The sequence below is a fragment of the Desulfallas sp. Bu1-1 genome (assembly GCF_015594625.1).
Taxonomy (GTDB): Bacteria; Bacillota; Desulfotomaculia; order Desulfotomaculales; family Desulfallaceae; genus JADNRQ01.
Map to the genome: position 1 here is coordinate 1 of NZ_JADNRQ010000016.1, position 16,114 is coordinate 16,114.

General features: G+C 52.9%; 10 protein-coding genes. 1 reads left to right on the forward strand and 9 read right to left on the reverse strand.

Annotated features, from left to right (window positions below):
* Nucleotides 1–234: 234 nt before the first annotated feature.
* Both yunB and tyrS read right to left on the reverse strand, forming a co-directional pair.
* Nucleotides 235–885, reverse strand: coding sequence for a sporulation protein YunB (gene yunB / locus IT084_RS13025; RefSeq protein ID WP_195713340.1), 651 nt, complete (start codon nucleotides 883–885; stop codon nucleotides 235–237).
* 94 nt (nucleotides 886–979) lie between these two features.
* Entirely contained in the window at nucleotides 980–2,197 is a 1,218-nt protein-coding gene (gene tyrS / locus IT084_RS13030) for a tyrosine--tRNA ligase (protein WP_195713341.1), read from the reverse strand.
* A gap of 156 nt (nucleotides 2,198–2,353) precedes the next feature.
* Between tyrS and IT084_RS13035 the strand changes: the two genes are divergently transcribed.
* Nucleotides 2,354–4,642, forward strand: a complete 2,289-nt coding sequence (locus IT084_RS13035; protein ID WP_195713342.1) for a transglycosylase domain-containing protein — start codon at nucleotides 2,354–2,356, stop codon at nucleotides 4,640–4,642.
* 143 nt (nucleotides 4,643–4,785) lie between these two features.
* Here IT084_RS13035 and IT084_RS13040 read toward each other — a convergent pair whose 3' ends face one another.
* From IT084_RS13040 to pheT, 7 genes are all read right to left on the reverse strand, one after another.
* Nucleotides 4,786–7,149, reverse strand: coding sequence for an endonuclease MutS2 (locus IT084_RS13040; protein ID WP_195713343.1), 2,364 nt, complete (start codon nucleotides 7,147–7,149; stop codon nucleotides 4,786–4,788).
* A gap of 12 nt (nucleotides 7,150–7,161) precedes the next feature.
* Nucleotides 7,162–9,696 carry a DUF3656 domain-containing protein gene (locus IT084_RS13045; RefSeq protein WP_195713344.1) on the reverse strand — a complete coding sequence of 845 codons (2,535 nt, stop codon included), beginning with the start codon at nucleotides 9,694–9,696 and terminating at the stop codon, nucleotides 7,162–7,164.
* Nucleotides 9,697–10,665 carry an NGG1p interacting factor NIF3 gene (locus IT084_RS13050; protein WP_195713394.1) on the reverse strand — a complete coding sequence of 323 codons (969 nt, stop codon included), beginning with the start codon at nucleotides 10,663–10,665 and terminating at the stop codon, nucleotides 9,697–9,699.
* Between the two features lie 60 nt (nucleotides 10,666–10,725).
* Entirely contained in the window at nucleotides 10,726–11,316 is a 591-nt protein-coding gene (locus IT084_RS13055) for a DNA-3-methyladenine glycosylase (RefSeq protein ID WP_195713345.1), read from the reverse strand.
* Complete coding sequence (gene polX, locus IT084_RS13060; RefSeq protein ID WP_207744586.1) at nucleotides 11,313–13,019, reverse strand: DNA polymerase/3'-5' exonuclease PolX; 1,707 nt, start codon at nucleotides 13,017–13,019, stop codon at nucleotides 11,313–11,315. The genes IT084_RS13055 and polX overlap by 4 nt, the downstream gene beginning before the upstream one ends.
* A gap of 97 nt (nucleotides 13,020–13,116) precedes the next feature.
* Nucleotides 13,117–13,383, reverse strand: coding sequence for a cell division protein ZapA (locus IT084_RS13065; protein WP_195713347.1), 267 nt, complete (start codon nucleotides 13,381–13,383; stop codon nucleotides 13,117–13,119).
* 254 nt (nucleotides 13,384–13,637) lie between these two features.
* Nucleotides 13,638–16,067: a phenylalanine--tRNA ligase subunit beta gene (pheT, locus tag IT084_RS13070; protein ID WP_195713348.1), complete on the reverse strand. Its 2,430-nt coding sequence runs from the start codon at nucleotides 16,065–16,067 to the stop codon at nucleotides 13,638–13,640.
* Between the last annotated feature and the right edge of the window lie 47 nt (nucleotides 16,068–16,114).

Sequence of the window (16,114 nt, forward strand, 5' to 3'; positions counted from 1 at the left end):
TTAGTTTTCAAGGATCAGGTTGTTTTTTCCACCGCTTGTTCAGCGGCATTTGTAATTGTATCATGCCGGAACGGCACTGTCAAGATCTATTTTCCGGTCTCGCTTCGCCGTTTCGCGACGACTTTTATATACTATCATACAGGAACTTAACTTGTCAACACTATTTTTGAATTTTATTTTTTCATATATTGTAATTTTTTAGACACTTTTATGCAAAAAGGATTCAAATCATTTTCACCTGTCGGTGCCCAGAATGCCACCGGGCAAATTGATAACCGCCTCGGGTACATCTCCCACAATAATGCTTTCAGCCACCGGTACTTTTGTCGCGATTTTAACTTCACCACTATATATGGGGATTACTACACGTACCATTGTATCAAAGTTGAAGTATATTTTATGTCTGGTTTGGTTTATGCCGGCCTGTTCAAACCTGTCTACCACATCCACATTCACCGTACCCATGGGATGAATCTCGATATTAATGCGAGGTCCCATATTGGCCAAAATATAACTGCCCAAGATTTGCCCCAGTGGAATCGATACCCTTTTTCCTTCCAGGGCCCGCAATTCATTTTGCACATCCAGTGTTATCTCAGCGGCCATCTGGTTGATTCGCACCGTGTTGGCCTGCATTAATGCCACCCGCCCGTTATAGTCCCGGTGGACGGTTATAAAGTCCTGATAATTAATGTCATTACGGGATACTTCCTCCTGGACGGTCTTGTTAATAGCCCCCACAGCCATTTGAGTCACTTCCACCTCGACTATAGAAAAAAGAGTTGGGCGCACTCTTCGATCCAGGAAGATAAAAACCCCAACGATTAACAACAGCACTAAACAAACTGCTGTAATTTTCCGGTACGGCCGTTTTCTTTTGAACATTGGATCACCCCATGGGCTATTTGGTTTTCTATACATTTATATGGGGCAATCCAATGTCCGATTAAACTTTCGTCCCAAAATAACATTTGATATCTTAACCAATACGGATAAATTTTCTTTTTCCTGCTTTAATAACCATACCCGGAGCGGGCTTGATCTTAAGATTAGGGTCATTAACCCTTTCACCATCCACCCGTACGGCGCCTTGTTGGATCAATCGCCTGGCCTCGCTGGTACTGGCGCACATTCCCGATTGTTGCAGGATACGCGGTAACCAAACCAGCCCGTCTTCCCAAAAATCTTCCGGCACCTCAAAGGTTGGAATATCCTCGGGCAAATCATGCTGCTGGAAAACGCGCTTAAATTCTTCTTCGGCTTGCAACGCTGCGTCTTTGCCGTGGTATATTGTTACAATTTCACGGGCCAGGCGCATTTTTACATCACGGGGGTGCAGCGTGTCACTTTGCAGGCCTTCGGCTATTTCCTTTATTTCATCCAACGGCACAGCGGTCAACAGTTCAAAGTAACGCAGCATCAAATCGTCGGGGATGCTCATTGTTTTGCCATACATTTCCCCGGGCGACTCATCGATTCCGATGTAGTTGCCGAGACTTTTGCTCATTTTTTGAACCCCATCCGTCCCCTCAATAATCGGCATCATTATAGCCACCTGCGGCTCCTGGCCGTACTCGCGCTGCAGCGTTCTGCCCATCAGCAGGTTAAATTTTTGATCGGTGCCGCCCAATTCAATATCCGCGCGCAATGCCACCGAATCATATCCCTGCATTAAAGGATAGAAAAATTCATGCACACTTATAGGTAGTCCCTCTTTAAAGCGTTTGGCAAAATCATCCCGCTCCAGCATTCTTGCCACGGTGTACTTGGCGGCCAACTCGATCACCTGAGTAAAAGTTAAAGGAGCCAGCCACTTACTGTTAAAAGTAAGTGTAGTCTTACCGGGGTCCAACACTTTAAAAATTTGTCTTTCATATGTTTTGGCGTTTTCCATTACCTGTTCCTCGGTGAGTTGTTTCCTCGTTTCCGATTTGCCCGTCGGGTCACCGATGCGGGCGGTAAAGTCACCAAGAATAATTGTGGTACGATGGCCCAGGTCTTGAAACTGCCTGATTTTTTGCAATACGACGGTATGGCCGAGATGAATATCCGGCGCGGTAGGGTCCAATCCCAGTTTTATATGTAAAGGTTCACCCGTTTTTACAGATCTTTCGAGCTTGGCAATAAGCTCATCCTCCGGTACTATCTCAACAACGCCCCTTTTGATAATTTCCAGCTGCTTTTCGACACTAAGCATTCTTATACTCCTTTCCATTGCCTCAATATCAATAAATTATATCAAAGATCAAAGTTTAGTTACAAGGTGGCAATTTATGAGTTAAATTTTGTGCCTTCATTATGATATAATTGCGTTGTCATATAAGGTCTTAATTCCCTGAAAGGGGGCAACATTTTGTCTCGGACGAGCAAGCGTAAAAAAAGAAAACTTAACCCGTTCAGGTTTGTTGTTTTTATCATCATCCTGATGTTTTTACTTTCCGCTGGTGCGGCACTGGGGTTGTTGGCAGTAAGCATCAAAGATTTGCCGGCTTTTAATGAGGCCAATCTGGTACCGGCTACGTCAACGCAAATTTTTGACCGGAATGACAATCCGGTTAACCAAATCGGCCTGGAAAACCGGGTGCAAGTTTCGATAAATGATATTCCGGACCATGTAAAAGACGCTTTTTTGGCGGCGGAAGATCATTATTTTTATGAACATCACGGTATCAGAATTCAAGCTATCGTGAGAGCCGCATTCAATGACGCGTTACACCTCATTGGTATGGACCGAAATATTCAAGGCGGCAGTACCATTACCCAGCAACTTGTCAAGTTGTCGTTTTTGAGCCCGGAGAGGAAACTAAAAAGAAAAGTTCAAGAAGTAATCTTGTCCTTTCAATTAGAAAGAAGATATTCCAAAGATGAGATCCTGGAAATGTATCTCAATAGAATCTATCTGGGTGAAGGAGCCTACGGCATTCAGGCCGCCGCTCAAACATACTTTGGCAAGAACGCCGGCGACCTGACTGTGGGTGAAGCCGCCTTGCTGGCCGGGCTGACCAAGTCACCCAATAATTACTCGCCGTACCAAAACCCCGAACTGGCGTTATCCAGGCGCAATCAGGTATTGTCTGACATGCGCGAGTATAACTTTATAGATGAACAAACTTACCAACAGGGATTGTCCGAAAAAATAAATTTGATTCACGAAAGCCCCAGTGCTACACAGCAATATCCCTATCCCTATTTTATGGATTACATTACCGAGCAACTGGTGGAAAAGTTCGGCGAGGAAGCGGTTTTCAAAGGCGGTTTGAAAGTATATACCACACTGGACCCGGATATACAGAGTTACGCGGAAAAGGCAATGGCCAACCCGGACAACTTCCCGGCTTCCCGAAAAAATAACGAAGGGGTGTTGCAGCCTCAGGGCGCCATGGTCATCATTGATCCTTCCAACGGTGAAATCAGAGCGCTGGTCGGAGGCAGGGAACATACCCATATGAGGGCGCTGAACAGGGCAACTATGTCACCCCGCCAACCGGGGTCGGCCATTAAACCGGTTCTCGTGTACGGACCTGCCGTTGAATTGCTGGGCATGGGACCGGCCACGGTCATTGATGACGCACCGGTAAAATACCCCAAGTTCCAAAATTATACACCCCATAACTATGATGGCACATATCGCGGCTTAATCACCATGCGGACGGCGATCGCCCGGTCGGTAAACATTCCGGCGGTCAAGCTGTTTACAGATTACCTGCACATGACCGATGCGCTAAAATTTGCGGCCAAAATGGATATGAATTTCAAGCTTACCGGGCCGGCTATGGCGCTGGGCAGCCAGGAAGTGACACCGCTGCAGTTGGCCGCGGCATACTCCGCCTTTGCCAATCATGGGGTTTATAACAAACCGGTGGCTATAAGACGCGTTGAGGACCGGGAAGGCAACGTACTGTTTGAAGCCGAACAGGCCCCCCGCAGGGTGATGAAGGAAACAACCGCTTACTTGATTACGGACATGCTTCGGTCCGTGGTAACATCAGGCACCGGTACCCGCGCGGCCATCGCCAACTGGCCGGTGGCGGGAAAAACCGGTACCACCGATGATCTCAAGGATATCTGGTTTGCGGGATACACACCGGAACTGGTGGGGGTGGTCTGGATCGGTTACGACACCCCAACTAAAATGCCGCACAGTTATGGCGGTATTTACCCCGCCAAGATTTGGCGCGAAGTTATGCAACAAGCGCACCAGGGCATAAAACCGCACGGTTTTGTACAACCGCCCGGGATTGTAACCGCTACAGTCGATAGTAAATCAGGATTGTTGCCCGGCCCAAACACACCGCCGGAGCACATGGTGACGGACATTTTCGCCGCCGGCACGGTGCCGACGGAAACGGACAACGTGCACGTTTTAACGGAAGTTTGCGCCACCACAGGCAAGTTACCGAACCAGTATTGCCCGGACCGGATCACCCGGGTCATGTTGAAACTGCCTTATACCGTGCCGGGTAATGTGGCGGATTATAACCTGCGGGTGCCTACCGAAATCTGTGACGTGCACGGGCCGGAGACACTATTTGAACCCGAACCCGGAGAAGAAAACGCGGATTCGCCCCGGCCGGGCAACCCGGATTTACCGGTGGAATCCAATTTTAACACCGGCGATTTCACACCAATTAAAAACCCTTAAACGTCTTTAAACCTTTAACATCAAAGAGGCAGGTGATCCACCTGCCTCTCTTATTTGCCGGGCTATTGGCCCAAGTAATAAATGAATAAACACAAGAACCCAGACTGCTCATTAATAAATAATTGAGTAAATTAAACTTTTAATCATGTCAGGTGAACCACGGTAACCCCGCTGCCGCCCTCACCTTGCTCGCCCAGGCGGAACTCCTTGACCCTCCGGTGCTGTTTCAACATTTGCTGCACCGCCGAGCGCAACGCCCCGGTGCCCTTGCCATGCACCAGGTATACGACCGGCAAACCGGCCAAACAGGCGTCGTCCAGGTATTTTTCCACCGTGCCCAGGGCATCATCAACCCTCATCCCGCGCAGGTCCAAGCGGCTGGAAACATCTCTGGCCTTTTGCTGGACCAGCCGGCCAAGCCCGTCACCCTGCCTTTTCGGCCGCTTATCTTCCGCTCGGCTTAATTCCTGCTTGCCGATGGTCAGTTTGATCATGCCGACCTGAACATGAACGCTATCATCCTGGTCGGAGACCGCCAGCACAACTCCCCGCTGCCCGTACCTGGGTATAAAAACCTCATCGCCGGGTTTAACCTCGGTGATAGCATCTGTATCCCGCACAGGAACATCTTGATGCATTTTTTCCTCTATGCCCGCCTGTAACTCCTTCAGTTGCCGCCTGATCCTGCTAATGGAGGTTTCCCGAATCCTAACCGATTCCTCCTTTAACTGCGCCCGTAATTCCTCCACCAGGTTATCGGCATCACGCCTGGCTTTTTTTATCATGTCCCTGGATTCCGCCACGGCCCGCGAAATAATCTCATCCTTGCGGGCCTGGATATTATCCAGCTGGGCCAAATATTGCGCCCTGTATTCCTCGGCTTCGCGGCGCAGTTCTTCCGCTTCCGTCCTTTCTTTCTCGGCCTGTAGGCGGGCTTTTTCCAGATCTCGCATTAAATCGGCCACCTGCACCTGCTCTTCGGTGAGATACCCCCTTGCCCTTTGCACCACGGCCTCACTAAGACCCAAGCGTTGCGCAATTTCAAACGCATTGCTGCGCCCGGGCCTGCCGATAATCAACCTGTATGTTGGGCGAAGCGTTTCAGGGTCAAAATCCACGCTGGCATTCTCTACTCCAGTATTGGAGTAGGCATAGTTTTTCAGTTCTCCGTAGTGCGTGGTGGCTACCGTTTTGGCGCCCTGGCGGCGCAACTGGTCCAAAATCGCTTGGGCCAGGGCCGAACCTTCGGTGGGATCAGTCCCCGCCCCCAGTTCGTCCAGCAACACCAGGCTTTTATTGCCCGCCCGTTCCAGGATGCCCACAATATTGGACATGTGCGAGGAAAAGGTGCTGAGTGATTGTTCAATACTCTGCTCGTCGCCTATATCAACATATACGTCGCTGAACATACCGATAACCGTGCCTTCATCGGCCGGCACATGCAAACCGGAATGAGCCATAACCACCATCAACCCGATTGTTTTCAGCGTCACCGTTTTGCCGCCGGTGTTGGGCCCGGTGATAATCAGTGTATCAAAAGCATCGCCCACATGAATGCTGATGGGAACCGCTTTGCCGGGTAAAAGCGGGTGTCTTCCCCGTTTGATATCAAGCCTGGCCTCCGGGACGATGCGTGGCGCCATGGCGTCAAGGTCCTGGCTGTAACGGGCCTTGGACATGACAAAATCGAGCCTGCCCAAGGTTTCTATCGTATACAGCAGTTCTTCCGCCCACCTTCCCACCGCCGCCGAGAGTTCCTGTAAAATTCTTGCCACCTCTTGTTTTTCGGCGGCCATTAGGGCGCGCACTTCATTGTTCGCCTCGACCACAGGCATGGGCTCGATGAACAGGGTGGCCCCGCTGGCCGACTGGTCATGGACAATACCCGGCACCTGCGCCCTGTATTCCTGCTTAACGGGAACTACGTAACGGCCCTCTCTGATTGTGACAATGGGGTCCTGAAGATATTTTTGATAGCTGGTCGACCGGATGATGGCGTCCAACCGCTCCTTGACGCGTTGCTGGGCCGCAGCCAGCCGCCGCCTGATGTTGAATAACCGTTCCGTAGCCCGGTCGGACACTTCACCGCCGGGTAAAATGGCGCCGGAGATTTGTTTTTCCAGTTCTCTGAAATCGCCCAAGCCCAGGGCGATTTCACCAAGGCGGCAGTATTTGTCCCTCCGCTCGTTAAAAAAGTTTTTCACCTGCCTGGAGGCAACGAGAGTCTGTAGCACATGCCAGAGTTCTTCGGCGTCCAGCACCCCTCCCCGTTGACAACGCCGCGCCTCTTCCCGGATATCGTTCCACCCGTCCAGGCTAGCCACGGGTTCCAAGCGTAGCAACTCCCTGCCTTCAGTCGTTTCAGCCAGTGCATTAATTATTTCTTCCGAGTTTTGCAAAGGTAAAAGATCCGCGATCATTTCCCGGCCGGGCTTCGACCCCGCATAACCCGCTAATTTTTGTTTAACCTTATCAAATTCCAGTCTTCTCAAATTGCGTTCATCCATATTTTACCCCTGTTAATCCAGGACTCCCCTGTAATAGTGACCCCGTGTATATCCAGGTCCGCATTCCGTAAGTTCCCGCATGATCGCGGTCAACTCCGGCAATCTCCCAAAATTCCGGTACAGCCCGTCCAATGCCCGCCGGTAGGCCTTCATCGCTTTTTGTACATACCTTTCGTCTTCCCGGCGCGCTTCAATCCTCAGCACCCCCGGACCCGCTTCCGTCAAATAAGGCAGCGTTTCCAGCAAGCACAGTTCCCGGGAATTAAAAATATGCATGAGGCAATTGGCATCCGTTTCAACGGGAAAGATTACCCCTTTCCGGTCGCGTAACGCAAATGATGCATTGCGGCAGGGCGCCGGGCAACGGCTATCCCTCCCCTTGCCACCCATCAGGCTACCCACCGCACAATAGCGGGAAACCATAAGCGGCAAAAAACCTTGCACGATAACCTCCGTTTCAACGTTTACAAAGCCGGCCAAACTGCTGATCTGTTTCCCGGTCAACTCAGGCGAAAGGGTTACCCTGTACGCCCCCCGTTCTTTTAACAAAAGCGCGCTCTGCCGGTTAAAAACGTTAAATCCGAAATCAGTGACCAGAGGCAGATCGGTCAATTTACGCACCGCTGTTAATAAACCATATCCCGATACCAGGATGCCGTCCGGACCGGCTTCCAAAGCCCGGTTTAAAAACACCAGGTATTTTTCAAGCTCACGCTCGTGCAAAATGCGCGGAGTGGCCAGGTAAAACTCCACGCCCGCTTCGGCGCAGTAATCCCGGGCCCTGCGTATCTCATCCACGGTAATCCTGCCTCTGCGCCGGTAAGCGTCACCCCCGAAATAAATTACTTCCGCGCCGTTTTTGGCGGCCGCCAGGGCCGCCTCCGCTCCGTTGACCGCAGCAGCCAGCCGCGGAAATTTTCCAGGCGGGCGCTCCATTCCTTCATCCAGCGCCCTTGCCAGTTTGCGTTCCATGCTTTCGGCGGGCAACGGCGCCGGCTTGCGTAGCCCGGCTCTTGCCGCAGCCACCTGTTCCACTACCCTCCGGCGCGCGTCATTAATTTCGCTGACGGGGATCATCACATCCCCCTCAATGTCGCACTCAAGACTGCTTAAAGCAAAAGGGGTGTTGCCCAGGCGGTCCAATTGGCCGGCCAGAAAGTCCCCCGTTAAAGGTTTTTTCCTGGCCTCCTCACCCACAGCCCCGGTATGGACCCTCGCAATTACCCCCTCGGGGTCGGACGCTTCAAGCAGCAAAGGCTCGCCAACCCGCGCCCTGACTTTAAAATTCAGCGGTATTCGCTTCGTTTCCCTGCTGGATGAATAGGTTTGAACGGCTTTTTCCATCAACTGTACATCATTGGTTTTAAAAACACGGTCCCCGGGGTGGATATGGCCGTCCAACCGCAATGCTGCCACGGTTCCAGCGGGGGCAAAAACCACTTTCCGGTTATTTACAAAAAGTTCGGATACTTCGGTCCCCACCCGGCCGCCCCGGGTCACCCACACCTCAATGCCGTCACCCGCGCGTAACGGAGCTTCCAGTTCAATCTCGGCCAGCCCGGTTTTCCGGTCATACCGGCGCACGCGTCCCAGCCTGGTACCCCTGTTGTTCGGCCGTTTATAGCTCATCAAATTAGCGCCGGGAACGCCAAAAAAATAACCAGTGGTAAAATCCCTGTTAAATATTTGGGCTAATTCAGCAGACTCCTCTTCGGTAACCACGTAGTCCTCACCAGTCAAGGCCCTGTCAATTAAGCTCCGGTAAATTCTGGTGACCGTGGCCACGTATTCCGGGCGGCGCATCCTTCCCTCAATCTTGAAGGAATCAATGCCGGCTTTGATTAATTCCGGGATATGCAGGCTGAGGTTGAGATCCCGGGGGCTAAGCAGGTACTCACCCACCCTGCCGGGGTCAACAACGGTTTGCCCGCGGTCGTCCAAAAGCTGGTATTCCAAACGGCAGGGCTGGGCACAACGTCCCCGGTTGCCGCTGCGGCCGCCAATCATGCTTGACATCAGGCACTGGCCGGAATAGCAGACACACAACGCCCCGTGGATGAACGTTTCCACCTGCATCCCCGTGCGCTCCTTGATTTCCCGCACTGAATCCAGGTCAAGCTCCCGCGCGAGCACAACGCGTTTAACCCCCAAATCCCTTAAAAACAAAACACCGGGCACGTTGTGCGCGGTCATTTGAGTGCTGGCATGCAACTCCAACTCGGGTATCACCTGCCGGGCCAGCTTAATTAACCCCAGGTCCTGTACGATTGCGGCGTCGGCGCCGGCATTATAAATGGTGCGCAAAAATCTAACGGCCTCCGGCAATTCGCCGTCGGCCAGCAATATGTTGACCGTGACGTAAACCTTGACGTCCCGCACGTGAGCATATTCAATTGCTTCCGTTAATTCTTCGTCGCTAAAATTATCCGCGCTCCGGCGGGCGTTAAACCGCCGGCCGCCCAGGTAAACGGCATCCGCCCCGTTTTGCACGGCCGCCACCAGGGCTTCCCGGCTGCCCGCCGGCGCCAGCAATTCCGGCTTATTCATTCAGGTACCCCGTTTCCAGCTTCTTTTATGCCTGATTAAACCCGCGCAGGGCACAATTTCCACGCCCTTGTCCTCAAGGCCGTCCAGCAGCAGGTTCATGCCCAGCGAATCACTGGCCATATGCCCGGCAATAATTACGTTGACATGATTCTTTTCCGCTTCCTTGCGGTGTTTTTCTCCCATATGCATCACCAGAAGCGTGCCCACGCCGGCCTGGGCCAGCTTGGCGTAAGCATCCTCGGAACCGCTGGTCCCCCCGGTCATATCAACCAGGATCTTGCCGGCCCGTCTTTCCTTGCTGCCGACTACAATGTTGGGCCCCGCGTTATATTTAACGGCCTCGGCGTATTCCGGAATCTGCTTCAGCAGTTTGACCACGTCACCCAAGGTATCGGGTTTTTCCTTATCCATCAATTCCTGCAAGTAGCTGGTGACCTGGTTGTCAGCCACGGTGTGGGCACTCATGATCGCTATGCCCAAAATCCTGGCAGCATCCACCGCACGGTTGTGGTTTAAGGGCAATAACCCCCGCTTGACTTCGCCGATACGGGAGACCATGATGCCCTCGGCCACATTGATGGGCACGCCAAAGCGCGCCAGCACATCCTCCTGGAGATGCATCACGTCGTGCAGTCCCGCCAGCGCCTTGCCTTCCGGGTGATGCGACATGATCAAATCTACGGGCCTCCCTTTTTCACCCAGCCGGTCGGCCAGCAATACCTCGCCGACCTCTATATCGATGCCCACCAGCATCCGCTTGACTTCCCGGGAAGGGTCTCCATAAAGCACCCGTGTATCGCTGTAAGGGTTGGCCAGGCGGTCGGTGTCGTAATCCTTCTTATCCTCTTCCTTCATTTCCGCGTAACGCTTCTTTTCCCGGGCCAGTTGCGCGGCCACCGTTTCAGCGCCGCGCGGGTCTTTTTCTATTCCCCTGGCAATTACGTATTCATATATTTCACTGATCTTCATCAACAAACCACATCCTTTTAAATATAATCTCCAAAATTATAGTCACCAAAAATATATTTGTCATTTCCTAGATACATACCTGCTATGTTGCAAATAAAACCGCAGGGGAAGATCTGTTCCTTCCCTGATCCCGATCCTTGTAGAGGTTATAATTGGCGAACCGGCCTCACCATAGCAAATATAGAGATTGCCTTTAGTAAGATCGACCTTATTGTGTTCAGGCCCGATGCCCATGGCCCGGGTGAGCTTGGCAGGACCGGAACAAAGATCCCGAATATTATCCTTGCCCCGCCGCCGCTGCATCAATTCAATATTAAACACGGGTTCCAGCGCTCGGACCAGCACCGCCTCACCCACCCCTTCGGCGGCGGAAACCACATTAAAGCAATAATGCATGCCGTATGTAAAGTATACATATGCATGACCGGGCGGGCCGAACATGGCGCTGTTACGCGGCGTCATGCGACGGGCGGCGTGGCAGGCCGGATCACCCTGCAAATAGGCCTCGGTTTCTACTATTTTACCTGCCACTGTACCCTCCGGGCTGCGATGCACCAAAATACAACCCAATAAATCCCGGGCCACGGTAACGGTATCGCGTCCGTAAAACTCCCGGGGCAGAGGCGCGCAATTGAAGTCCGGTTGCTTCATTTGCCCAACACCTGCAATAATTCCGGCAGCGGCAGCGCGTTTAAAATGTGCCGCGGCTCCAGCCAGGCGCGGCGGGCCACCGAAACGCCGTATATCATTTCATCCAGGCGATGCGGGTCGTGCGCGTCCGTGTTGATAGCCAGCCGAACGCCGCTTTCGCAAGCCAACTGGACATAGAACTCGTCCAAATCCAGCCGGTCGGGGGATGCGTTGATTTCGAGCACCTTGTTGTGGCGCGCGGCGGCCTCGATGATTTCTTCCACATCCACGGCATAAGGTTCACGGTGGCCCAACAGGCGGCCCGTGGGGTGGCCGATGATATCGACGTGTTCATTTTCGATGGCCGACAGGATGCGCCGGGTAATGGCATCGCGGTCCTGCTTAAAACCGCTGTGCACCGAAGCGATCACCACGTCGACCCGGGCCAACACTTCGTCAGGGTAATCAAGCCTGCCGTCTGCTAGAATATCCACCTCGACACCGGTAAACAAATGAAAGTCTTCCATCTCATCATTAAGCCGGCGAATTTCTTCATGCTGTTGCAGCAACCTTTCCACGGTGAGACCCCGGGCGATTTTCAAGGAAACGGAATGATCCGTAATGGCCAGGTAGGAATAACCCTTTTCCCGTGCCCGCCGCACCATTTCCTCAATGCTTCCCGTCCCGTCGCTCCAATTGGTGTGCACGTGCAGGTCTCCCCGGATGTCGGCCAGTTCCAGCAACCGGGGTAATTTGTTTTCAGCCGCGGCGCCGACTTCCCCGTTGTTCTCCCTCAACTCGGGAACTATGTAATTTAAACCCAGCAAGCCGTAAATCCCATGTTCACTGTTTACCCTGGCAGGTTTGCCGCAGGCGCGGGAAAGCATTCCGTGCCGGCTAAGCCGCCAGCCGCGCTTCCAAGCCAAAAGTTGCAAGCGACGATAATGGGCCGGGCTTCCGGTGCTCCAAAGCAAAGCGAACCAGTATTGCTCCTCCGGCACAACAATAAGTTCCACGTGCACCCCCCAGCGGCTCAGCACCTGCACCCGGTCCTTTTCCCGCCGGAGTATATCGCCCAGCACCGGGTGAATCAGGAAGGCTTCAATGATTTCCTCCGCGTTTTCCGCAACCACCAAAAGGTCCACGCTGCCGACGAGAGGCGACCAGCGCCTGAGCTCGCCGGTCACGGTAACCCTATGCACCCCAGCCATTTGATCCAAATAAGCGCTTAATTCCAGGGCCAACTCCCGGGCCGCTCCCAGCGGCAGCCGGTTGACTTTATTTTTCAATCTAACAATACCGCGGAGAATCTCCTGCTCGGTCTTCGAGCCCATCCCGGGCAACTGCCGAACCTTTCTGGCCCGGGCCGCTTCCTCCAACTCCGCAAGTGAAGACACGCCCAGCCGCTCGTAAAGCAACCTCACCCTCTTTGGTCCCAGGCCGGGCAGCGTCATCAGTTCCAGCAGGGACGGAGGTATCTCTTCCTTGAGCTCTTGATGCAGCTTGCATTCTCCAGTGGTAATCAATTCACCTATTTTGCCGGTAATATTTTTACCCAGACCGGGTACTTTTTTTAATTCCCCACTCGCATACATCTCCGTTACGGGTTGTTCCAGCCCGGCAATCGCCCTGGCCGCCCGCCGGTAAGCCCGGATCTTGAAAAAGTCTTCTCCTTTGAATTCCAACAAATCGGCGATTTCATAAAAAACCCAGGCTATTTCCATATTTCTCACAGGCAACGCCCCGCTTCGTTACTTAAAATAATTTGCCCTGGAAAATATAAAAAAACTCATGAAGCCCGCTCCATGAGTATCCGGCTTATTATTTTTTCTTTTTTCGTTCAGGTTCCAGCATCTTGACCAGGTTCTCATATTCTTCCCGTAAGTTGTAAAGTTCCTCCATGACATTCAGGGCAACCAGAATCGCGGCCTTGTATAGTGAAAGCCTTGTATTGCGCTGTAATACCAGTCTCATTTTTTCGTCCACTTCCTTGGACATTTTAACCATGTTTTCAGGGGAAGCATCCCCTACCAGTGTGTAACGCTCCCCGTATATTTCAACATCCACCCGGTTTTGCTCGTCGGACATGCCCGGTCCTCCCCGGTGATTATTAGCAGTACTTTAAATAATATATTCAACATTAATTACTATTTTCCTGCAAAAGAAGGAGTATTTTTCATTTTTTTGTCACAGGGATCCCCATATTCTATCTTTTGGCAAGTGGAAACGCAGTTTACAATGAAAAAATCCACTTGAAAATAAAGCCCGGGGCATTATTCTCAAGTGGACCATCCGAACAGGTTTTTATTCATTTACCTTGCTCATTTGCCTGACCGGCTCAGCTATTGCCGCAGGGTGGCGCCGAACTCCCGCTCCAGGGCACGCATGATGGCGCTGATTTGTTGATTTACCTCTTCATCGGTAAGTGTCCTGTCTTCGGCCTGGAATTTCAAAGTAAAAGCAATACTCCGCTTTCCTTCTTCCACCTGCTTGCCGCTGTAAACATCAAATACTTGAACGTCCCGCAGAATGGCTGAGTCACCGGCCCGGTAAATCTGCTTGATGATGTCACCGGCCGGGATATTCCGTTGTACCACCACCGCCAAATCCCTTTCCACTCCGGGGAACTTGGGCAAGGGGGCATACTGGCGGGGCTTGCCCGAAACGTCCACCAGCACATCAAAATTCAATTCAAACAATGTCACAAGCTGGCTCAAGTCATAAGCCTCCTGCACGTCGGGATGCAGTTCCCCGATAATTCCCAGGTGCTGCTCGCCGGAAAGCACCGCCGCCGTCCGCCCCGGGTGAAAACCGGGAATGTCGGTTGCGGGAACATATGAAATATCCCGGACACCCACGTATTTCAATAAAGCGTTTAAAACCCCCTTCAGGAAATAAAAGTCCATCAAAACGGGGCGGGCGTTCCAGCCGCCCGGCGTGAAACCGGTAACTGCGGCGGCCAGCGCCGGTACTTCCTCGGGTAAAAGCTCACCTTCCCGGGGGTAGAACAACCGGCCCAGTTCAAAAATCGCCCCGTCCCTAACCTGGCGGTTACTGTTGCGTTGCAGGACATCCAGCAACCCGGGATACAACAGCGTGCGCATTACCGATTGCTCCTCGCTCAAGGGATTTTGCAACGCCACCACATTGCGGTACCGGCTATCGACGGGGATGCCCAGCCGGTCAAAAACCCGGGGGCTGACAAAACTATAGGTGACCACTTCGCTAAAGCCCCCCAGCGACAGAAAATTTTTCACTTTCAGGGCCAGCATCTGCTCATATGTTCTGGCTCCCTGGGTGATCACGCCGGTGGGCAAAGTATTCGGCACATGGTTGAACCCATACAACCTGGCCACTTCCTCGATCAGGTCCACCTCAATACCCACATCTGGCCGGTGGCCGGGCACGGTAACCAGTAGTCCCTGCTCATCCTCCTTGACCCTGAACTGCAGGCGGGTGAGCAGATCCTTGATTTCCGGCGGGGTCAAAGGCAAATCCAGTAAATGATTCACCCTGTCCGGGCGCAGCAAGATGGTTTTTTCCACCGCCGGTTCAGGGTAATTATCCACCACCACCGCCACAACTTCCGCTGCCCCCATCTCCGCTAAAAGCCCGGCGGCCCGGTCGGCAGCTCGCTTGCAGCCGGTTATGTCGATCCCTTTTTCAAACCTGGAGGAAGATTCCGAACGCAGGCCCAGATTGCGAGAAGTGCGCCGGATGCTGACAGGGTTGAAATATGCCGATTCCAAAAGAACAACCCTCGTTTGATCCGTCACTTCCGAGTCCAGCCCGCCCATCACCCCGGCCACCGCCACGGGGCCGTTTTGGTCGGCGATCACCAGCATGTCGGCGGAAAGCTTTCTCTCGTCCTTGTCCAGAGTATACATCAACTCGCCCTCGGTCGCCCGGCGCACGATGATGTGGCCGTCCTTTAATTTATGATAATCAAAGGCGTGCAGCGGCTGGCCGAGTTCCATCATTACATAGTTGGTTACGTCCACCACGTTGTTGATGGGGCGTACGCCCGCCGCCCGGAGTCGCTGCTGCATCCAGACCGGGGACGGTCCGATCTTGACGTTTTTTAGGAGGCGCGCAACGTAACGGCGGCAGAGGCCGGATTCTTCAATATCCACCCGGACCCTGTCTTCCGGCGCCGGTGGCGTTTCGTCCAGCTCGACCCGCGGCATTTTCAAAGGCCTGTTGAAAATAGCGGCCACTTCCCGGGCCACGCCGATCATGCTCATGCAATCGCCCCGGTTGGGGGTTAGTTCAAGTTCGAGTATGACATCGTCAAGGCCGATCAGCGGTTTGACATCAACGCCCAGGGGGGTATCGGCGGGTAGAATCATAATTCCATATTCCTGATCTTTGGGCAAAGTTGCAGGGTCAAGCCCCAGTTCTTCTCCGGAACAAAGCATCCCCCGTGATTCCACACCGCGCAGTTTCGCTTTTTTAATTGTCACCCCGCCGGCAAGCCTGGCACCAACCACAGCCACGGGCACCACCTGGCCCTCCCTGACATTGGGCGCGCCCGTAACGATTTGCAGTAGCTCATCACCACCGGTGGTGACGTGGCAGATCACCAGTTTGTCGGCGTTCGGATGGGGCTCAATTTTTATTATTTTACCGGTATAGACTTTGGTGATATCCTTTCCCGGCTCCTCCACGGCTTCAACCGCCAGTCCCGCCAGGGTCAGGCGCTCGGCCAGTTCACCGGGAGTAATGCCATCGAGGTCAACGTATTCCCGCAGCCATTTATAAGAAACACGCAAGTTCAATTACCTCCTCGAATACCATTGTTATAAATTCCCGATATAGT

Bases quoted from the DNA above. Each gene is read 5' to 3' on its own strand.
- yunB (WP_195713340.1), bottom strand. From the start codon at position 885: ATGTTCAAAAGAAAACGGCCGTACCGGAAAATTACAGCAGTTTGTTTA.
- tyrS (WP_195713341.1), bottom strand. From the start codon at position 2,197: ATGCTTAGTGTCGAAAAGCAGCTGGAAATTATCAAAAGGGGCGTTGTT.
- IT084_RS13040 (WP_195713343.1), bottom strand. From the start codon at position 7,149: ATGGATGAACGCAATTTGAGAAGACTGGAATTTGATAAGGTTAAACAA.
- IT084_RS13045 (WP_195713344.1), bottom strand. From the start codon at position 9,696: ATGAATAAGCCGGAATTGCTGGCGCCGGCGGGCAGCCGGGAAGCCCTG.
- IT084_RS13050 (WP_195713394.1), bottom strand. From the start codon at position 10,665: ATGAAGATCAGTGAAATATATGAATACGTAATTGCCAGGGGAATAGAA.
- IT084_RS13055 (WP_195713345.1), bottom strand. From the start codon at position 11,316: ATGAAGCAACCGGACTTCAATTGCGCGCCTCTGCCCCGGGAGTTTTAC.
- polX (WP_207744586.1), bottom strand. From the start codon at position 13,019: ATGGAAATAGCCTGGGTTTTTTATGAAATCGCCGATTTGTTGGAATTC.
- IT084_RS13065 (WP_195713347.1), bottom strand. From the start codon at position 13,383: ATGTCCGACGAGCAAAACCGGGTGGATGTTGAAATATACGGGGAGCGT.